General features: G+C 73.4%; 21 protein-coding genes, 3 tRNA genes and 1 pseudogene. 10 read left to right on the top strand and 15 right to left on the bottom strand.

Annotated features, from left to right (window positions below; all coding sequences use genetic code 11):
* Positions 1 to 2 precede the first annotated feature (2 nt).
* The 9 genes from nuoE to M446_RS21000 form a co-directional block, all read right to left on the bottom strand.
* Positions 3 to 1187 (bottom strand): NADH-quinone oxidoreductase subunit NuoE, encoded by a 1185-nt coding sequence (nuoE, locus tag M446_RS21040; protein WP_012334125.1) that lies wholly within the window; start codon positions 1185 to 1187, stop codon positions 3 to 5.
* 33 nt (positions 1188 to 1220) lie between these two features.
* Positions 1221 to 2411, bottom strand: coding sequence for an NADH-quinone oxidoreductase subunit D (locus M446_RS21035; RefSeq protein ID WP_012334124.1), 1191 nt, complete (start codon positions 2409 to 2411; stop codon positions 1221 to 1223).
* 91 nt (positions 2412 to 2502) lie between these two features.
* The gene (locus tag M446_RS21030) at positions 2503 to 3150 is read right to left on the bottom strand and encodes an NADH-quinone oxidoreductase subunit C (protein ID WP_012334123.1); all 648 of its coding nucleotides are present in this window, start codon (positions 3148 to 3150) and stop codon (positions 2503 to 2505) included.
* A gap of 9 nt (positions 3151 to 3159) precedes the next feature.
* Positions 3160 to 3747, bottom strand: a complete 588-nt coding sequence (locus tag M446_RS21025; protein ID WP_012334122.1) for a NuoB/complex I 20 kDa subunit family protein — start codon at positions 3745 to 3747, stop codon at positions 3160 to 3162.
* Between the two features lie 40 nt (positions 3748 to 3787).
* Positions 3788 to 4153 (bottom strand): NADH-quinone oxidoreductase subunit A, encoded by a 366-nt coding sequence (locus M446_RS21020; RefSeq protein ID WP_012334121.1) that lies wholly within the window; start codon positions 4151 to 4153, stop codon positions 3788 to 3790.
* Between the two features lie 300 nt (positions 4154 to 4453).
* Positions 4454 to 5002 (bottom strand): CAP domain-containing protein, encoded by a 549-nt coding sequence (locus tag M446_RS21015; protein ID WP_012334120.1) that lies wholly within the window; start codon positions 5000 to 5002, stop codon positions 4454 to 4456.
* A gap of 75 nt (positions 5003 to 5077) precedes the next feature.
* Positions 5078 to 6739 carry a methyl-accepting chemotaxis protein gene (locus M446_RS21010; RefSeq protein ID WP_012334119.1) on the bottom strand — a complete coding sequence of 554 codons (1662 nt, stop codon included), beginning with the start codon at positions 6737 to 6739 and terminating at the stop codon, positions 5078 to 5080.
* A 94-nt stretch (positions 6740 to 6833) separates the two neighbouring features.
* Positions 6834 to 6910, bottom strand: a tRNA-Asp gene (locus M446_RS21005).
* A 39-nt stretch (positions 6911 to 6949) separates the two neighbouring features.
* Positions 6950 to 7026: transfer RNA gene (locus M446_RS21000), tRNA-Asp, on the bottom strand.
* A gap of 144 nt (positions 7027 to 7170) precedes the next feature.
* Here M446_RS21000 and M446_RS20995 point away from each other — a divergent pair.
* Positions 7171 to 7246: transfer RNA gene (locus tag M446_RS20995), tRNA-Val, on the top strand.
* Positions 7247 to 7265: 19 nt separating this feature from the next.
* On the opposite strand, the gene M446_RS20990 is transcribed toward M446_RS20995, so the two are convergent.
* Entirely contained in the window at positions 7266 to 8705 is a 1440-nt protein-coding gene (locus M446_RS20990) for a glycosyltransferase family 61 protein (RefSeq protein ID WP_265576403.1), read from the bottom strand.
* A 124-nt stretch (positions 8706 to 8829) separates the two neighbouring features.
* On the opposite strand from M446_RS20990, the gene M446_RS20985 reads away from it, so the two are divergent.
* A complete protein-coding gene (locus M446_RS20985; protein WP_012334117.1) occupies positions 8830 to 10065 on the top strand; it encodes an MFS transporter in 1236 nt (411 codons plus the stop codon).
* Positions 10066 to 10110: 45 nt separating this feature from the next.
* Positions 10111 to 10553, top strand: a pseudogene (locus M446_RS39750) (thiamine pyrophosphate-binding protein).
* On the opposite strand, the gene M446_RS39745 reads toward M446_RS39750, so the two are convergent.
* Positions 10550 to 10705: a hypothetical protein gene (locus tag M446_RS39745; protein ID WP_415926893.1), complete on the bottom strand. Its 156-nt coding sequence runs from the start codon at positions 10703 to 10705 to the stop codon at positions 10550 to 10552. The pseudogene M446_RS39750 and the gene M446_RS39745 sit on opposite strands and share 4 nt — an antisense overlap.
* Before the next feature lie 20 nt (positions 10706 to 10725).
* Here M446_RS39745 and M446_RS39740 point away from each other — a divergent pair, with 20 nt between their 5' ends.
* Complete coding sequence (locus M446_RS39740; protein ID WP_415926919.1) at positions 10726 to 11199, top strand: thiamine pyrophosphate-dependent enzyme; 474 nt, start codon at positions 10726 to 10728, stop codon at positions 11197 to 11199.
* 9 nt (positions 11200 to 11208) lie between these two features.
* Here M446_RS39740 and M446_RS20975 read toward each other — a convergent pair whose 3' ends face one another.
* Positions 11209 to 11664: a hypothetical protein gene (locus tag M446_RS20975; protein WP_012334116.1), complete on the bottom strand. Its 456-nt coding sequence runs from the start codon at positions 11662 to 11664 to the stop codon at positions 11209 to 11211.
* A 173-nt stretch (positions 11665 to 11837) separates the two neighbouring features.
* Between M446_RS20975 and M446_RS20970 the strand changes: the two genes are divergently transcribed.
* Positions 11838 to 12059, top strand: coding sequence for a hypothetical protein (locus M446_RS20970; RefSeq protein WP_012334115.1), 222 nt, complete (start codon positions 11838 to 11840; stop codon positions 12057 to 12059).
* Between the two features lie 3 nt (positions 12060 to 12062).
* Here M446_RS20970 and cobT read toward each other — a convergent pair whose 3' ends face one another.
* Positions 12063 to 13094: a nicotinate-nucleotide--dimethylbenzimidazole phosphoribosyltransferase gene (gene cobT / locus M446_RS20965; RefSeq protein ID WP_012334114.1), complete on the bottom strand. Its 1032-nt coding sequence runs from the start codon at positions 13092 to 13094 to the stop codon at positions 12063 to 12065.
* Positions 13095 to 13335: 241 nt separating this feature from the next.
* On the opposite strand from cobT, the gene M446_RS20960 reads away from it, so the two are divergent.
* From M446_RS20960 to M446_RS20950, 3 genes are read left to right on the top strand one after another with little or no spacing between them, the layout of a single operon-like run.
* On the top strand, positions 13336 to 14208 hold the full coding sequence (locus tag M446_RS20960) for an adenosylcobinamide-GDP ribazoletransferase (RefSeq protein WP_012334113.1): 873 nt from the start codon (positions 13336 to 13338) through the stop codon (positions 14206 to 14208).
* A 12-nt stretch (positions 14209 to 14220) separates the two neighbouring features.
* Positions 14221 to 14433 carry a DUF1289 domain-containing protein gene (locus M446_RS20955; protein WP_012334112.1) on the top strand — a complete coding sequence of 71 codons (213 nt, stop codon included), beginning with the start codon at positions 14221 to 14223 and terminating at the stop codon, positions 14431 to 14433.
* Position 14434: 1 nt separating this feature from the next.
* Complete coding sequence (locus M446_RS20950) at positions 14435 to 15136, top strand: TIGR02281 family clan AA aspartic protease (protein WP_012334111.1); 702 nt, start codon at positions 14435 to 14437, stop codon at positions 15134 to 15136.
* Between the two features lie 135 nt (positions 15137 to 15271).
* Here the strand turns inward: M446_RS20950 and dusA are convergent, their stop codons facing one another.
* Both dusA and M446_RS20940 read right to left on the bottom strand, forming a co-directional pair.
* Positions 15272 to 16255 carry a tRNA dihydrouridine(20/20a) synthase DusA gene (gene dusA, locus M446_RS20945; protein WP_012334110.1) on the bottom strand — a complete coding sequence of 328 codons (984 nt, stop codon included), beginning with the start codon at positions 16253 to 16255 and terminating at the stop codon, positions 15272 to 15274.
* Positions 16256 to 16304: 49 nt separating this feature from the next.
* The gene (locus M446_RS20940; protein ID WP_012334109.1) at positions 16305 to 16952 is read right to left on the bottom strand and encodes an urease accessory protein UreE; all 648 of its coding nucleotides are present in this window, start codon (positions 16950 to 16952) and stop codon (positions 16305 to 16307) included.
* A gap of 249 nt (positions 16953 to 17201) precedes the next feature.
* Between M446_RS20940 and M446_RS20935 the strand changes: the two genes are divergently transcribed.
* Positions 17202 to 17471, top strand: a complete 270-nt coding sequence (locus M446_RS20935; RefSeq protein ID WP_012334108.1) for a hypothetical protein — start codon at positions 17202 to 17204, stop codon at positions 17469 to 17471.
* 161 nt (positions 17472 to 17632) lie between these two features.
* On the top strand, positions 17633 to 18355 hold the full coding sequence (locus M446_RS20930; protein WP_012334107.1) for a J domain-containing protein: 723 nt from the start codon (positions 17633 to 17635) through the stop codon (positions 18353 to 18355).
* Positions 18356 to 18357 lie beyond the last annotated feature (2 nt).

Below are 18357 nucleotides of genomic sequence, written 5' to 3'. Positions count from 1 at the left end.
TCCTACCGGTTCGAGGAGGGCTTGGTCTTGCCCGCGGGGCCCGCCCCCTTGACGCCGGAATCCTTGGCGCCGGAATCCTTGGCGCCGGAATCCTTGGAGCCGGAATCCTTGGCGCCGGGGCCGGGCGGGCCCTTGTCGGCCGGGTCGACCCCGACGGGCTTGGCCTGCGAGCCGTCCGTGCGGGCGGGCGCGGCCATCGGCTCGGCGCCGCTGACCGGGGTCGAGCCCTTGGTCTCGGCGACCGGGCGGCCCTCCTCGGGCTTCGAGGGGGTCTCGGTGTAGGAGCGCCCGCTCTGCGGGGCGGGCTGGACCTCGGGCCCGGAGCGCGGCGCCGCGACGGTCGCGCGCTCGGGCGCCGACTGGCCCTTCGCCTCGGCGGGCTCGACCGGCGCCTTGCCGTCCGCGACGCGCTGGGCGGGCGTCTGCGCGGCCGGGCTCCCGATCGGGCGGCCGGCATCGGGCCGCGCCGGCTTCGGATCGGCCGCCTCCCTGGCGGCGAGCGCCTGGGTGTCGGCGCCGGCCTCGTGCAGCCCCTCCTCCTCGAAGCGCCGGCGCCACGCGCCGATGCGGGAGCCGTCGAACAGGGTCTCGTCGGTGAGCGTCGTCGCGGCGCCCTTCGGCTCGGAGGAGGTCCGCCCGGCCTGCGAGCCGGCCTTGACCGGCCGCCCGGCCGCGAGGTCGTCCATCAGCCGGCCGAGGATCTCGGGCGTCAGGTCCTCATAATAGTCCTGGTTGATCTGCACCATCGGCGCGTTGCAGCAGGCGCCGAGGCACTCGACTTCGAGCCAGGAGAAATTGCCGTCCGGGCTGACATGGCCGGCGGGGCCGAGACGGTCGTGCAGGTAGTGCTTCAGCTCCTTCGCCCCGCAGACGTCGCAGGGCACGGTGCCGCAGACCTGAATCCAGTAGCGCCCGACCGGCTCGAGCGCGAACATGGTGTAGAAGGTCGCGACCTCGAGCACGCGGATGTGCGGCATCCCGAGTTCGTCGGCGACGGCCTCGATCGCCTTCTGCGGCAGCCAGCCGCCATTCTGCTCCTGGGCGCGCCAGAGCAGCGGGATCACGGCCGAGGCCTGCCGGCCCTCGGGATATTTGGCGATCTGCGCCTCGGCCCAGCGCGCGTTCTCGGGCGTGAACGCGAATGCGGCGGGCTGCTGTTCGGCGGGCGCCAGTCTGCGGTTTGCCATCGGTTCAGTTCTCTTCGCCGGTCGTCGCCTGCCTCACCGGTCCACCTCCCCGAACACGATGTCCAGGGTGCCGAGGATGCAGGACACGTCCGCCAGCATGTGGCCGCGGCACATCCAGTCCATCGCCTGCAGGTGGGCGAAGCCCGGCGCGCGGATCTTGCAGCGGTAGGGCTTGTTGGTGCCGTCCGCCACCAGGTAAACGCCGAACTCGCCCTTGGGCGCCTCGACGGCGGCGTAGACCTCGCCGGCCGGGACGTGGAAGCCCTCGGTGTAGAGCTTGAAGTGGTGGATGAGCGCCTCCATCGAGCGCTTCATCTCGCGCCGGGAGGGCGGCGCCACCTTGCCGTCCTGCGTGGTCACGGGCCCCTGCCCGTCCGGCGCGCGCAGCTTGGCGAGGCACTGCTTCATGATGCGCACGGATTGGCGCATCTCCTCCATGCGGATGACCTGGCGATCGTAGGTGTCGCCGTTCTTCCCCACCGGGACGTCGAACTCCATCTCCTCGTAGGCCTCGTAGGGCTGCGCCCTGCGCAGGTCCCACGGGATCCCGGAGCCGCGCAGCATCACGCCCGAGAAGCCCCAGGCCATCGCCGCGTCGACCGTCACGATGCCGATGTCGACGTTGCGCTGCTTGAAGATGCGGTTGCCGATGACCAGCGCGTCGAGGTCGTCGACCACCTGCAGGAAGGGGTCGCAGAAGGCCTCGATGTCGTCGATCAGGCCCGGCGGCAGGTCCTGGTGGACGCCCCCCGGCCGGAAGTAATTGGCGTGGAGCCGCGCCCCGCTCGCGCGCTCATAGAAGATCATCAGCTTCTCGCGCTCCTCGAAGCCCCAGAGCGGGGGCGTGAGCGCGCCGACATCCATCGCCTGCGTCGTCACGTTGAGGAGATGCGAGAGCAGCCGCCCGATCTCGCAGAACAGGGTGCGGATCAGCTTGGCCCGCCGCGGCACCTCGATGCCGAGCAGCTTCTCGACCGCGAGGCAGAAGGCGTGCTCCTGGTTCATCGGCGCGACGTAGTCGAGCCGGTCGAAATAGGGCGTGGCCTGCAGGTAGGTCTTGACCTCGATCAGCTTCTCGGTACCCCGATGGAGCAGCCCGATATGCGGATCGACCCGCTCGACGATCTCGCCGTCGAGCTCCAGCACGAGGCGCAGCACGCCGTGCGCCGCCGGATGCTGCGGCCCGAAATTGATCGAGAAATTCCGGATGCTGTGTTCGGTCATGCGGAGCGTCCGGCGCCCTGGGCGGCGCTGCGTGGGAGCGGGTGGCGCGCGGCGGGTGGCGAGTACGGGAACGCGGTCATCGGCCTTCCCCTCACGGCTTCGCCTTCTCGTCGCCCGGAAGCACGTAGTCGGTGCCCTCCCAGGGGGACAGGAAGTCGAACTGGCGGAATTCCTGCGAGAGCTTCACGGGCTCGTAGACCACCCGGCCCTCGTCCTGGTCGTAGCGGACCTCGACGAATCCGGTGAGCGGGAAGTCCTTGCGCAGGGGATGCCCCTCGAAGCCGTAATCGGTCAGCAGGCGGCGCAGGTCCGGATGGCCCGAGAACAGGATCCCGTAGAGGTCGTAGGTCTCGCGCTCGTACCAGTTCGCCGCCGGGAAGACGGTGATCACGGAGGGGACCGGCGTCGCCTCGTCGGTCTGCACCTTCACGCGGATGCGCCGGTTGTGGCGCAGCGAGAGCAGGTGGTAGACGACGTCGAAGCGCTTCTCCCGGCCCGGGTAATCCGCCCCGCAGATGTCGATGAAGGAGCGGAAGCCGCAGGCCGGGTCGTCGCGCAGGTGCGTCAGCACCCGCACGATCTCGGACGGCTCGACCACGAGCGTCAGCTCGTCGAAGGCGATGGCGCGCTCAACGACGGCGCCGCCGAGGGTCTCGGCGAGGCGGTCGCTCAGCGCCTGCAGCGCCCCGGTCCCGTGCTCGGTCTCGGTATGGGGCAGGATGGTGATGCCGTTCGTCATCGCGGCCCCTCAGCGCTCGATCGTGCCGGTCCGGCGGATCTTCTTCTGCAGCAGCAGCACCCCGTAGAGCAGCGCCTCGGCGCTCGGGGGACAGCCCGGCACGTAGATGTCCACCGGCACCACGCGGTCGCAGCCGCGCACCACCGAGTAGGAGTAATGGTAGTAGCCGCCGCCATTGGCGCAGGAACCCATCGAGATGACGTAGCGCGGCTCCGGCATCTGGTCGTAGACCTTGCGCAGCGCGGGCGCCATCTTGTTGGTGAGGGTGCCGGCGACGATCATCACGTCCGACTGGCGCGGCGAGGCGCGCGGGGCGAAGCCGAAGCGCTCGGCGTCGTAGCGCGGCATCGACATCTGCATCATCTCGACCGCGCAGCAGGCGAGCCCGAAGGTCATCCACATCAGCGAGCCGGTGCGGGCCCAGGTGATGAGGTCGTCCGCCGTGGTGAGCAGGAAGCCGCGGTCGGCGAGTTCGTCGTTGATCGACAGGAAGGTCGGGTCGGTGGCGCCGATCGGCAGGCCGGTCGCCGGGTCGAGGATGCCCTTGGGCTCGGGGGCGATGGCCGGGGCGCGGGAGAGGGGAGTGTCGAGGGCCATGGAGCGGGGGTCTCTCAGGAGGCGGCGGGGATCGGTCGGCTCAGTCCCATTCGAGGGCGCCCTTGCGCCACTCGTAGACGAACCCGACGGTGAGCACGCCGAGGAAGATCATCATCGACCAGAAGCCGAACCAGCCGAGATCCCCGAAGGTGATCGCCCAGGGAAACAGGAAGGCGACCTCCAGGTCGAAGATGATGAACAGGATGGCGACGAGGTAGAAGCGCACGTCGAACTTCATGCGCGCGTCGTCGAAGGCGTTGAACCCGCACTCGTAGGCCGAGAGCTTCTCCGGGTCCGGGCTGTTGTAGGCGACCAGGAAGGGCGCCACGAGCAGGGCGAGCGCGATCACCAGCGACACGCCGATGAAGATCACGAGCGGCAGGTAATCCGTGAGGAGGCCGTTCATCGAGAACCCTCGTTGCTCGTTCAGGGGCAGCGCGGAGCCGCGCGCCGCCCGGCCGGTCGGCCCGCCATTCGGAACGGTTCCAAGGCCCGGAGATCGCCGCGAGGCTTAAACGAGCGGGTATGCCGAAACAAGGGGCGTTCGCACCGCACAAACCGCGAACGTCAGGGTCTTAGATAATCCGGCCGATGCCGCCCACAACCGGGGAAAGCGCCCCGCGGATGGTGAGTTTCGTCGCAGGCCGCGGCCCTTCCGGGCCGTTTCCGGCCGCCGCGACGGATCGGCGCCGCCGGGCCGGGCCGATCAGGAATCCGACAGGATGAGCGCCCAGAACCGCTTGTAGCGGCTCCCGGGCGCATCGACCCGGGCGACGCCGATCCGTCGCACCTGCGGCATCAGCATGTTGCGGTTGTGCTCGGGCGAGGCCTGCCAGCGGCGCAGCACGGCGTCGAAGGTCTCCGAGCCGGCGCTGAGGTTCTCGGCCGCGTAGCGTCCCCCGAGGCCGGCCCGCTTCAGCCGGCTGTCGAAGCTGCCGGCGATCTCGTGGGAGAGGAGTCCCGCCCGCGCATTGGCCTCGGCCTGCAGGGAGGCGGCGCGGATCAGCGAGGGATCGACCACCACCGGACCGAGCCCGTGGCTCGCCCGGTAGCGGGAGATCGCCGCGGCCGCCGCGGCCTCGTCGAGGATGACCTGATTCGTCGGCAGGTCCGGCGCCGGCAGCAGCGGCCCGCCGCTGCACCCCGCCAGGAGGAGGCCGAGTCCGGCCAGGAGCGCTCCGGCCCGAAGCGCGGGCTGGGTGGCGGGCCCGGCGGCGCGGCGGCGGGGCAACGTCGGTCGAAACGCGGTCGGCATCCTGGCGGGGTCCGGGCGGCGAAGGTCGGGGCCGAGCCCCTGTCGGTCAATTGGGGACATTTCGGGATCGCCCGATCAGGCGGCCTGCAGCGTCGCCAGGAAGCGCCGCACCTCGGCGCCGATGCTGTCCGAGTGCCGCAGCAGCGTGCCGGCCGCGCCCAGCACGCGGCCGGAGGCGTCCCCGGTCGTGTCGGCGTCCTGGGCGAGCCCGGCGATGGCCTCGCTCACGGCCCCGGTGCCGGCGGCGGCCTGGGCGATGCTGTGCAGGATCGTCTGGGTCGCCCCGGCCTGGCCCTCCACGGCCGAGGAGACCCGGCCCGAGACGCCGCTGATGTCCTGCACCCGCGCGGCGATGCCCGTCATGGCGCCGACCGCCTGGCGGGCGGCGTCCTGGATCGACGCGATCTGGGACGAGATCTCCCGGGTCGCCCGGTCCGTCTGGTTGGCGAGCTGCTTGACCTCGGCGGCGACGACCGCGAAGCCGCGGCCCGCCTCCCCGGCCCGGGCCGCCTCGATCGTGGCGTTCAGCGCCAGCAGGTTCGTCTGCCCGGCGACGCCCGCGATCACCGCCACGACGTCGCCGATCCGCGCCGCGGCGCCGTCGAGGGCCCGCATCACCTCGGCGGTGCGGTCGGATTCCGTCACCGCGTCCTCGGCGAGCCGGGCCGCCCCGCGCACCTCGCCGCCGATCGCCGTGATCGAGGCGCCGAGCCGCTCGGCCGCCGTCGCGACGCCGGCGACCTCCCGCGCGGCGGTCGCGGCGGAGCCGGCCGCCGCGGCCGCCCGCCCGGCCGTGCGCGCGGCGGCGTCGGACATCGCCTTCGCGGTCGCCTCCAGATCCCGGGCCGAGGCGTCCACCTGGGCCAGCACCGCCGAGACCGCGCTCTCGAAGGCGCGGGTGTCGGCGCCGAGCTGCGCGACGCGGCGCAGCTGCGCCTGTCCGGCATCCTGCGCCGCCGCCAGGGCCTCGCGCTCGGCCAGGGCGATCCGGAAGCTGTCGATGCCCCGGGCGATGAGGCCGATCTCGTCCCGGCGGGCGGTGCCGGGGATCGTCCCGTCGTAGCGCCCGGCGGCGAGCGCGGCGGTGGCCTGCGTCAGGGCCGCGAGGCCCCCGGCGATCGAACGCCAGCCGACGAGGCCGAGGGCGCCGACGCCGAGGAGCGCCGCGCCCGCGATCAGCGCGAGCCAGAGCGCCTGGCGCCGGAACGCCTCCTCGATGTCGTCGACGTGCACGCCCGTGAAGATCGCGACCTTCCAGGGATCGAAGCCCTGGATGTAGCTCAGCTTGGGCGATTGCACCTCGCTGCCCGGCCGCACGAAGTGGTAGCGCAGCTCGCCCGGCTTGCCGGACCGCGCGATCCGCGTGATCGCCTGGACGAGGAGCATGCCGGAGGCGTCCTTGAGCCCGCTCATGTCCTTGCCGACCCATTCGGGCTTGATGGGGATCACCTGCGCGACCCCGTCATAGCCGTAGACCGCCACGTAATTGTCGCCGTCGTACCGCATGGCGTTGACGCGGGCCCGGAAGGCCGCGAGCGCCGCCTCGCGCGACAGGCGGCCGGCCTGCACCTCCCTCTCCAGGCTGGCGGCGGCGGCCATCGCGACGTCGGAGACCGCGCGCAGCTTGGCGACGCGCTCGGCGATCAGGCCGTCCCGGTAGCTGGTCAGCGCGCAGGCCGCCAGACCCACGAAGCCCGCGACGGCCGCCGCCAGCATGACGGCGAATCGGCGGCTCACTCCGGCATTCCACCACGACATCTCGTCCCCCGGGGTCCCAGCGATCCCGGCTGACTCTGCGGCGCGATCCTTGCCTTGAGCTTGCAATTGTGGTTGGCGCGGGCGACGGGGCTCGAACCCGCGACCTCCGGCGTGACAGGCCGGCACTCTAACCAACTGAGCTACGCCCGCGTGCCAGGCGCAGTGCGATGACCACCCATCAGGGGAAGATGGCGCGGACGACGGGGCTCGAACCCGCGACCTCCGGCGTGACAGGCCGGCACTCTAACCGACTGAGCTACGTCCGCGCGGCGCATCGCTGTGCTGCGATGGCGGCGGTGTATGAGGCGGGCCGAAGCGTGTCAAGCCGCCGGGCACGGAAATCCGGCCGGCCCCCGCCCCGGGTCCCGGGCCTTGCGCTCCCGGTTTGCTGCCCTTAACCATGCGGCCCGGGGCGGTTAGCTCAGTTGGTAGAGCATCTCGTTTACACCGAGAGGGTCGGCGGTTCGAGCCCGTCACCGCCCACCAGCCACGGGGCCGCCCCCGGTCAGGCCGCGAGCATCGCCGTCACGGCCGCGTCGACGGCCGCGACCGCGACCCGGTAGCGGTCGCCCTCGGTGGCCTCGCCCATCAGGAAGCCGTATCTCAGGCCGGCCGCGATCGACAAATTGCGCATGCACCAGTTTAGGTATTGCGGGCTGTGGAACTCCAAGACCTTGGTTCCGGGCTCGCAATAACCAAGATTGGTGAGGCCGGCCCCATGGGGGGACACCACCACTTCGGCCGTCGCAAGCAATGAGATCTGCTGTTCGAGGGTCCTGTCAGCCAGTCTGACGACGTCGAAGCCGCGACCGGCCAGGAGCGTCTCGATCTCTCGCTCGTTCTCGAGCCGCCGGTAATGCGAGTCGGCCCGCGAGATGTAGAGCCTGCGGCCGGCGCCGGGCGCGGCGGAGGCCTGGGCCGCCTTGATCAGCGCGAAGGCCCTGAGGACGACGGGATGGGGATCGATCCCGTAGGAGCCGTGCTGATGCGGGAGCAGCAACTCGTCGACCCGCACGCGGTCGCAGCGCCGGAGCTGAACCAAGTTCAAGCCGTAGGCCTTCGCCACCAGCTCCGCGGTCCGCTTCTGCACGTCGTTCCGATACTCGGGAACCAGGACGACCGCCCCTTCGCCGGAGGCGCGGGTCTCGCCATGCAGGCAGATCTTGCCCACGAAGAACATCATCCAATGATAGTAATTCTCGTTGATCCCCGCGCAGGCGTAGCGCGCCCGCGCGATCGAGAGCTGCGGATCGCCCGCATTGCGCGCGAATGTCCCGTCCGGGAAGCGAATGAAGCGATCCTCGAGGTGGAATGGAAAGTGGAACAGAGATTCTTCGGCGACCACGCCGGCCTTCTCGATCGCCCCGTGCGTCGTGAGCAGATCGACGTCCCGCAAGGTCAGCATGTTGTACTTGCCGGCCGTGTATCCGGTCGGCGCGGCATCGCCGTCGCCGTACGCCGGGCCCGGGCAGGTGAACGCGACGGCGTGCGCCACTTCCCGCACCTCCGCGGCGAGGTCGTAGGCGGAGCCGGATTGCAGCGGGACGAGGTCGTCGAGGCGCAGCAGCCAGCGTGGCGCGTCCGCGCACGAGGCCGACCACCCCGTCAGCCGGCGCGGGGCATCGAAGAACAGCGGTTGCGGAAAAACCGCCACGTCATGCCCGGAAAAGTCACGGAACACTAATCGTCCGTCAACATAGAGCCAATTGCACTCGAGCGAATGATCCCGCCCGAGGATTTTCCCGCTCGAATCGAGTTTGACGATCCGGCCGGGATCGTCGAGGGATTGCTTGTATAGCCAGGCGGAGCCGGCGATGCTGGTGGCCATTGGATCAAGTTCCATGCCGCGGGCAGTCATCAATCGCGTGGCGGCGACACAGCTCAGGTGCCGTTTGGTCGGGATGGCCGGACGCGCGCCCGGTCGGGTGCCGCCGAGAGCTTTCACGGATCCCGTCCGGGGTCGGAGCGTCACATCGTCCTGCGCGCCGCCATCCTCGGGTCGGGCCCGCCATCTTCGGCAGACGCCTCTTGCCACGAGGACGGGAGCCGGACCATGGCTGAGAGCAGCAATGTCCGCGTCCCTCCCATCCTCCGCGCATCCTCCCCGTCCCCTGCTCCACAATTCCGACTTCCGCCTGTTCGGCCTCGCCCGGTTCCTGACGGGCCTCGCCTACCAGATGCAGGCGGTGGCCGTGGGCTGGTTCGTCTACGACCTGACCCGCAGCGCGCTCGCGCTCGGCCTCGTCGGGCTCGCGAGCTTCGCGCCGGCGATCCTCGGGGCGCTGGTGACGGGCCACGTGGCCGACACCTATGACCGGCGCCGCATCGCCGCCCTCGCCTACGCGCTCATCGCCTCCTCGGCGGCCGGCCTGCTGGCCCTCGCCCTGTCCCGGCACCCCCCGGTCTGGCCGGTCTACGCCCTGATGGTGCTGACGGGCGGCGCCCGGGCCTTCGCCAACCCGGCGACGCAGGCCCTGATGCCGACGCTGGTGCCGCGCGAGCAGTTCGGCGCCGCCATCGCGTGGAACTCCTCGATCTGGCAGAGCGCGTCCGTGTCCGGCCCCGCCCTCGGCGGCCTCCTCTACGCGCTCGGCCCCTCGGTGGTGTTCGGGCTCTCCGCCGCCTGCTTCGCGGTCGCCGCGGTCGCCGTGGGCGGCATCCGGCCTCGGCCCGCCGCGGCCGGGCGCGGGCCGGTCTCCTGGGCGACGCTGCTCGCGGGGCTCACCTACATCCGGTCCCAGCCGGTGGTGCTGGGCGCGATCACCCTCGACCTCGTCGCCGTGCTCCTCGGCGGGGCCACCGCGCTGCTGCCGATCTACGCCCAGGAGGTGCTGCGGGTCGGGCCGCTCGGCCTCGGCCTCCTGCGCAGCATGCCGGCGGCGGGCGGAGTGGCGATGGCGGTCGTTCTGGCCCACCGGCCGCTCGCGCGCCGGGCGGGGCAGCGGCTCCTCCTCGCCGTCGCGGTCTTCGGGGTCGCCACGGTGGGCTTCGGCCTCTCGACCTCCCTGCCCCTCTCCATGGCCTGCCTCTTCGTCACGGGGGCGGCCGACATGGTCAGCGTCTACGTCCGCCAGAGCCTCGTCCAAGGCGAGACGCCGGACGCGATGCGCGGCCGGGTGGCGGCCGTCAACACCGTCTTCATCGGCGCCTCGAACGAACTCGGCGAGTTCGAGTCCGGCACGCTCGCGGCCCTGGTCGGGGCGGTGCCGGCGGTCGTGGCCGGCGGAGTCGCGACGGTGCTGGTCGCCGGCCTGTGGGGCCGCCTGTTTCCGGCCCTGCGCCGGCGCGACCACCTCCTGACCTGACGGAATCCAGCTGCCGCGAGGCACGCTCGCCACCCTGCCTCGTCGGTGCGGCGCGTCAGAGGCCCGCCGCACGGGCGCGGCGCGGCATCCTCGCAGGAGGCGCGACATGGCCCCCAGATCGTTGCGGATCTCATCGCCGACACGCTGCACGCGGTGGGCGTGCGCCGGATCTACGGCGTCGTCGGCGATCCGCTGAACGGCCTGACGGACGCGCTGCGCCGCAAGCGCACCATCGACTGGGTCCACGTCCGCCACGAGGAGGTGGCGGCCTTCGCGGCCGACGCCGAGGCGCACCTCACCGGGACCTCGCCGTCTGCGTGGGGAGCTGCGGGCCCGGCAACCTGCACCTCATCAACGGCCTGTCCGATCGTCAGCGCTCGCGGGTGCCCGTGCTGGCGATCGCCGCGCATATCCCGAGCGCCGCGATCGGCTCGGGCTCCTTCCAGGAAACGAGCCCGGAGAAGCTCTTCGCGGAATGCGCGCACTAGGTCGGTCCGGTCGCCACCGTCGCGCAGATCGGCCGCACCCGCGACATCGCGATCCGCGAGGCCATCGCCAAGCGCGGCGTCCCGGTGGTGATCATCCCGGGCGACGTGGCGCTCGAATCGATCGAGGTCCCGACCGCGCCGCGCTGGCTCAAGCCCCGTCCCCCGGTGGGCGATCGGCGCCCAGGCCGCCTTTCCGGACCGGCCGGTGATCTCCTTCTCCGGCGACGGCGGCTTTGCCATGCTGGTGGGCGACTTCCTCACCCTCACGCTGGCGGGGCTGCCCGTGGAGGTGGTGGTGCGCAACAACGGCACCCTCGGCTTCGTCGAGATGGAGATGAAGGCCTCGGGCTGCCTCGACGCGGGCACCGAGCTCAGGAATCCGGACTTCGCCCGCATGGCCGAGGCGGCCGGGGTGCTGGGCCTGCGCGTGGAGGACCCGGCCGAGGTCGAGACCGCGCTGAGGAGGGCCCTCGCCCATGACGGGCCCGCGCTGGTCGACGTGGTCACCAACCGCCAGGAGCTGGCGTCGCCGCCCAAGACCACGATGGAGCGGGCCAAGGGGTTCGGGATCTACCTCGCGCGGGCGGTCATCAGCGGGCGCGGGGACGAGATCGTGGAACTGGCGCGCACCACCCTGTTCCGGTGAGCGCGCCGGTCAGCGCCGCGCGACGAAGCCGCGCCCGTCCCAGCGGTAGCGCTGCGCGGCGGCGCCGCGCCCGACCGTGAGGGTCGCCCCCCGGCAGCGCGTCGCCGCGTGGGTGATCCATCCCTGCAGGCCGGGCAGATCGAACTCCGTCCAGGAGGCGACCTGCCCCTTCTCCACCGCGACCAGGACGATGACCGTGTCGGCGCGCTGCGAGAAGGCGCGGCCCAGGTAGGTCTCGCCGGCCGGCGCGAAGCGGGGCGTCAGCGGGCAGCGGGTGAGGGCATAGCCCATCCGGTCGCCGTGCCCGGCGAGGCTCTCGCGCACCGCCTCCTCGAAGGCCGCGACGGGGAGCCCCGGGCGCGGCTCGGCGGCGGCGACGGCCATGCCGGCGTGCCAGGCCGCCGCCGCGACGGCCACCCGGCCCGCGAGGCCGGCTCCCCTCACCCGGTGCCGCGCGCGGACCATCCCATCCTCCCGAGATCCCGCCCGACCGAGACGTCCCCGGCGCGGAACGACGATCATCCATAGCGCCTGCCGGTCGGCCTTTCGAGGACGACGGCCCGAAACCTGATGGGGCGGCATCGAGGCCCGCGGCGCGGTGCCGATCCGGGACGCGCGACCACGGCGGAGGGGGGACGATGTCCGATTGCGGCACTGAGGCGCGGTCGCCCCGCCCGGAACCCGTCCGCTTCCTCGTCGGCCAGGACCGCGAGGGCCGCTGGCTGGCGGTGGAGACCCGCGGGCGCGCGGGCGGCATCTTCCGCAGCCGCGCGGACGCGCTGCACTTCGCCGGCGCCGAGACCGGCCGCCGCCCGGGCGCGGTCCGCCTGTGCGAGGACCCGCTGGCGCTCCCCGCCTGAGCGTCAGGCGCCGGGCCCGGCGACGCCGGCCTGCGCGAAGGTCGCCATGTCCCGGTGGCAGGCGAGCGCCGCCTTGAGCAGCCCGAGGGCCAGGGCCGCCCCCGAGCCCTCGCCGAGCCGCAGGCCCAGGGCGAGGAGCGGGTCGAGGCCGAGCCGCTCCAGCACCGCGCCGTGCGCCCCCTCGGCCGAGCGGTGGCCCGCCACGCAATGGTCGAGGGCCCGGGGATCGAGGGCGTGCAGCACCGCGGCGGCCGCGCAGGCCACGTAGCCGTCGAGCACCACCGGCACGCGCTGCAGCCGCGCCGCCAGGATCGCCCCGGCGATCGCCGCCACCTCGCGCCCGCCGAGACGCGCCAGCACCTGCAGCGGATCGTCGAGATGGCCGGCGTGGCGGGCGAGAGCCGCCTCCACCGCCGCCACCTTGCGGGCGTGGCCCGCCGCGTCCACCCCGGTGCCGTGCCCCACCCAGCCGGCGGGCTCGCCGCCGTAGAGGGCCGCGTAGATCGCGGCCGCGACCGTGGTGTTGCCGATCCCCATCTCGCCGAGCGCGAGCCCGTCGGTGCCGGCCGCCACCGCCTCCATCCCGAACGCCATCGTGGCCACGCAGGCCTTCTCGGTCATCGCCTCGGCCTCGGCGATGTCGCCGGTCGGCAGGTCGAGGGCGAGGTCGAAGACCTTGAAGCCGAGCCCGTAGGTCGCGCAGATCTGGTTGATCGCCGCGCCCCCGGCGGCGAAATTGTCGAGCATCTGCCGGTTGACCGCGGACGGATAGGCCGAGACGCCGCGGGCGGCGACGCCGTGGCTGCCGGCGAAGACGCAGACGAGCGGTCGGTCGAGGCTCGGCATCGGCTTGCCCTGCCAGGCGGCGAGCCACGCCACCAGGGTCTCGAGGCGCCCGAGGCTGCCGGCGGGCTTGGTCAGCTCCGCCTGCCGGGCCGCGACGGCCCGCGCCGCCTCCTCGTCGGGACCCGGCATGCCGGCGAGGAGCTGGCGGATATCCGCGAAGGGGCTGGCATCGGGGGGCGGGGCATTCATCGGCGAACTCCGGCGGGACGATCCGGGCCTCTTACCAGAGGGCGCCGCGAAGGCTAAGCGGACTTGCTCGCCGGGATTCCGCTTAGGGTCTTGGTCCCGCATGATTCTTGCCGCCGAACCGGCGGCCGCTCCGGCGCGTGGTGCGCTGGCCGGCGGGAGCGCGCGGTCCCCGCTTTCTCCGCAGACGCGGGGCGCGCATCTGCGGTATAATGGGTCCCTGGACGCGAAGGACGCGAGCGCGATGGCCGAGGGCGCGGGGTTGCGGGCCGAAGGGTCCGCCATGCACGAGGCGGACGACGAGTTCGAGCCGCCACCCGAGACGGGCCCCTGGCCGCCGCTCCTCGACCTCGCCGCCTGCCTGCGCTTCTACAGCCGGCTTCCGGTCCCGGCCCTCCCGGGCGAGGCGGACGGCCACGCGGCCCCGGACTTCCGCACCGCGCCGCGGATGCTGCCGATCGCCGGAATGCTGATCGCCCTGCCGAGCGCGGTGGCGCTGCTCGGCGGGCTCGGCCTCGGGCTCGGCCCCTTCATCGCCGGCACGCTCGCGGCGCTCGCGCTCACCCTGGCGACCGGCGCGCTGCACGAGGACGGGCTCGCCGACCTCGCGGACGGTTTCGGCGGCGGGGCGGACGCGGTGCGGCGGCTCGACATCATGCGCGACAGCCGCATCGGCACCTACGGGGCCGCGGCCCTGATCCTCGCCTACGCCCTGCGCATCGGCGCGCTCGCCACCCTCGCCGACCGGATCGGGTGGCGCGCGGCCCTGGTCCTGCCCGCCGCCGCGGCCCTGTCGCGCACGGCGTCGCTCTGGCCCCTGTTCGCGCTGCCCCCGGCCCGGCCGGACGGGGCCGCCCAGGCGGTCGGGCAGCCCACGGGCGCCACCTGCGCCGTCGCCTGGGCGCTCTGCGGCGCGCTCCTCGTCGGAGCCTGGGCGCTCGGCCTGCCGGCGAGCGGGCTCGCGCTCGCGGGGCTCCTCGCCGCCCTCTCGGCCTGGACGATGAGCCGCATGGCGGAGCGGCTGATCGGCGGCCAGACCGGCGACGTGATCGGCGCGAGCCAGCAGGTGGCCGAGATCGCCGCCCTGCTCGCCCTGCTGATCGCGATTCCCCGCTGATCCGATCCCTCGATGCCGCCTCCCTCCACGCCCTGCACCCGCGTCTGCGTCCTCGACCCCGGCACCGGCCTCTGCGAGGGCTGCGGCCGCACCCGCGACGAGATCGCGGCCTGGGGCTCCCTCTCCGAGCCCGAGCGCAAGCGCATCATGGCGCTGCTGCCCGGCCGCCGCCGCGGCGCCGAGCCCGGTCGCGACCTCCGGCGGCCCGCTCCCTCCCCCGCCTGACATGCCGGGCGCCGCCGGTGTCGCCCTGCTCCTCCTCGCCGCGGGGGCCGGCGTCGCGGCCCTGGCGCGGGGCGACATCGGCGGGTGGAGCCCGCCGGAGGTCGCGACCGGGCTCGGCGCCGCGGCGGCGCTCCTGGTGATCCTGAGCGGCATCGTCCGGCAGTTCCGGATCGGGATCGGGGAGGGTCTGGGCGCCCTCCTGGTCTGGCTCTGCCTGGGCGCCGGCGCGGCCGGGCTCTACGCGTGGCGCGACCAGGCCCGGGACTTCGCCTTCCGGGTCTTCGGCGAGCTGGCGGCGGGCGAGCCGGTGGTGACGCCGGGCGGGGAGGTGGTGATCGCGCGGCGCGCCGATGGCGGCTTCACCCTGAGGGCGCGGGCGAATGGCCGCGAGCAGGTCTTCGCCTTCGACACCGGGGCGAGCGCGGTGGTCCTCACCGCCGAGAGCGCGGCCGCGCTCGGCCTGCATCCCCGGCCGGAGGCGTTCGTCGTGATGGTCCAGACCGCGAACGGCCGCGCCGCCGCCGCCCCGGTCATCCTCGACAGCCTCGCGGTCGGGCCGATCCGCGAGGAGCGGGTGCCCGCCCTGGTGACGCGGCCCGGGACCCTCGGCCTCAACCTCCTCGGCATGACCTTCCTGGAGCGCCTCGCCTCCTACGAGGTGCGCGGCAGCCGGCTGATCCTGCGCGGCGCCCGGCCCGGCTGATACGGGATCCGCTTGATCGAAGCGGATCCCGTATCCCAAGCCTGCGCGGCGCCTGAGCGAAGCCGACATCCGCATGGCCGAAATGCGAGATGGCGAAGCAATCAACCGGATGGCGTATGAGGCGGGAGCCCCGGGTCAGGCCGCCTCGGCCGCCCGCCGGCCGACCCGGGCCACCGCGTCGCGCAGGACGTCGGTCCCGGCGCTCGCCCGCATGCCCTCGGTCGAGAGGTGGCGCCGGAAGGCCCGGGCGCCGGGGCGGCCGTTGAACAGCCCGAGCATGTGCCGGGTGATCGCGTGGAGGCGCACGCCCTCGGCGAGCCGGGCCGACAGGTAGGGCAGGAAGGCCTCCACCGCCTCGAACGGGTCGGCGACCGGGGCCGGCGCCCCGAACAGCACCGGATCGACCGCGAGCAGCAGGGCGGGCTCCGCGTAGGCGGCGCGGCCGAGCATCGCCCCGTCCACGTGGGCGAGCTGGGCCCGCGCCTCGTCGAGGCTGCGCAGCCCCCCGTTGATCGCGACCGGCAGGTCGGGATGCGCCGCCTTCAGCCGGTGGACCCGCCCGTAATCGAGGGGCGGCACGTCCCGGTTCTCCTTCGGCGAGAGCCCCTGCAGCCAGGCCTTGCGGGCGTGCACGACGAGCCCGTCGACCCCCGCCCGCGCGACGCTCCGGGCGAGGGCGTCGAGGGCGGCCTCCGGATCCTGGTCGTCGACGCCGATGCGGCACTTCACCGTGACGGGGACCGCCACCGCCGCCTTCATGGCGGCGACGCACTCCCCCACCAGGTCCGGCTCGCGCATCAGGCAGGCGCCGAAGCGCCCGTCCTGGACGCGGTCCGAGGGGCAGCCGACATTGAGGTTGACCTCGGCGTAGCCCTCCGCCTCGGCGATGCGCGCCGCGGCGGCGAGGTCGGCCGGGTCGGAGCCGCCGAGCTGGATCGCCACCGGCTGCTCCGCGGGATCGAACCCGATCAGGCGCTCGCGCGGCCCGTGCAGCACGGCCCCGGTCGTGACCATCTCGGTGTAGAGCCGGGCGTGCCGCGTCAGGGTGCGGTGGAAGGCCCGGCAATGCCGGTCCGTCCAATCCATCATCGGCGCGACGCTGAAGCGCCAGGAGGGCATCAATCCCCCGGGCGGGCGCGGCAACCCGGCCGGCATTCCGTCCTGCCGGTCAGTGCCCGTGGGAGTGGCCGTGGTCGTGGTGGTGCGCGTGCCCGTGGTCATGCCCGTGGTCGTGACGATGGTGGTCGTGCCCGTGATGCGCTTGCCCCTGATGCGCTTGCCCCTGATGCTCTTGCCCGTGGTGCTCTTGCCCGCGGTGATCCTGGGCGTGCGGTTCGTGGTGATGGTGGTCGTGGGAGTGATCGTGGCCGCACTGGCTGTGGTCGTGCGCCACGACCTCGCGCTCGGGGCGGAACGGGCGCTCGACGGCGCTCGCGAGGCAGCCCTGCCCGCGCACCAGATCCGCGACGACCGGGTCGGCCTTCACGTAGAGCGCCTCGGCGGTGACTTCGAGGGCGACGTGGTTGCTGCCGAGCTGCCAGGCGAGGCGGGTCAGGCGCAGCGGGTTCTCGGCGCGCACCTCCAGCAGGCTCTCGGCGGCGGCGGCGATCCGCACCAGCCGGCCATCCTCCAGGCGCAGGGCGTCGCCGTCCTCCAGCCCCGCCGCGCGGGCGAGGTCGAGCCGGAAGGCGAGCCCCTTCTCGGCCGTGAACGCGCCCTCGCGCCGGAGGCGGGCGGCGTGGTCGAGGGTGATGGTGTCCGCCACGGCATCCGGCCGGACGGCGGGCTTGCGGACGATGGTGGTGGCGCGCAGCATGCGGGACCCTCGCGGACGGCGTTCGACGCCCCTCCTCTACGCATCGCGGCGACCGGTGTCACACGATTTGCGGGGCCGGTCCGGCACCGGGCGTGGCCCGGATGCCGCGCCCGGCCGATTTCGCCGGGCCCGCGGAGCGCAAACGGCCGCGCTCATCTGGTGTTCAGAGCCCGGGCAGCTAGGCTGTGGAGAGCGGCGACCGGCGCTTGATCCGTCGCAAGACCGCGAATTGCACAAGGGAATCACGTCATGAAGAAGTTCATTGCCGCCTCGCTGGCGGGCGCCATGGCGCTGTCGCTCGGCGCCTGCAACACCCCGGGCGACCGCGCCGCGGGCGGTGCGGCCCTCGGCGGCCTGACCGGCGCGGCGATCGGCGCGGCGGCGACGGGCCGGGCGAGCGGCGCCGTCGCGGGCGGCCTCGTCGGCGCGGCCGGCGGCGCGATCGTGGGCGCGGCCACGGCGCCGCAATGCCCCTACGGGACCTACCGCGACCCCTACGGCAACATCTACTGCCGCTGAGGCGGCGGCGAGGCGCGGCGCTCCGGCCCGCGCCTCGCGACCCTCGCCTGAGGCGGGTTGCCCGGTTCCGCCGGCCCGCTTTCGGCCCTACAAGACGACCCCATGACGATTCCGCCGTTCCAGCGGCCGGCCGCGCCGCGGCGCCCCGGCCTCCCGCCGCGATGAGCCACGCGCTCTGGGGAAAGATCGGCGGCGCCGGCCTCGGCCTCGCCGTGGGCGGCCCGCTCGGCGCGCTCCTCGGCGCCGTGGCCGGGCATTTCCTGCTCGACCGTGAGGGGTCGCTGTTCGGCCCGACGCCGCGGGAGGTCGTGTTCACCACCGGCCTCGTCGCGCTCGCCGCCAAGATGGCGAAATCCGACGGGGTCGTGACCCCGGCCGAGGTGGCGGCCTTCGCCGAGGTGGTGCGCGTGCCCGAGGCGGAGCGGGCCGGCGTGACCCGGCTGTTCGATCTCGCCAAGGGGACCACCGCCGGCTTCGAGGCCTACGCCCAGCAGATCGCCGAGGCCTTCCGCGAGGAGCCGCGCCTGCTGGAGGACGTGCTCGACGGCCTGTTCCACATCGCCAAGGCGGACGGGGCGCTCCACGAGAAGGAGGCGCAGTACCTGCGCGCGGTGGCCGAGATCTTCGGCCTCGACGAGGCCCGCTTCGCCTGCCTCGCCGCCCGCCACGTGCGGCTGGCGGACGATCCCTACGAGGCGCTCGGGGTCGCGCGCGGCCTGCCGGATCCCGAGCTGAAGGCGCGCTACCGGGCGCTCGTCGCCGAGAACCATCCCGACCGGGCCGTGGCCCGCGGCCTGCCGCCGGCGGCGGTCGCCATCGCCACCCGCCGCCTCGCGGCGATCAACGCCGCCTGGGACCGCATCGCCGCCGAGCGCGGGCTCTGACC

Origin of the sequence: Methylobacterium sp. 4-46 (genome assembly GCF_000019365.1) — a bacterium.
In the GTDB taxonomy this organism is placed as follows: Bacteria; Pseudomonadota; Alphaproteobacteria; order Rhizobiales; family Beijerinckiaceae; genus Methylobacterium.
This window is presented reverse-complemented; position numbering and strand designations above follow the sequence as displayed.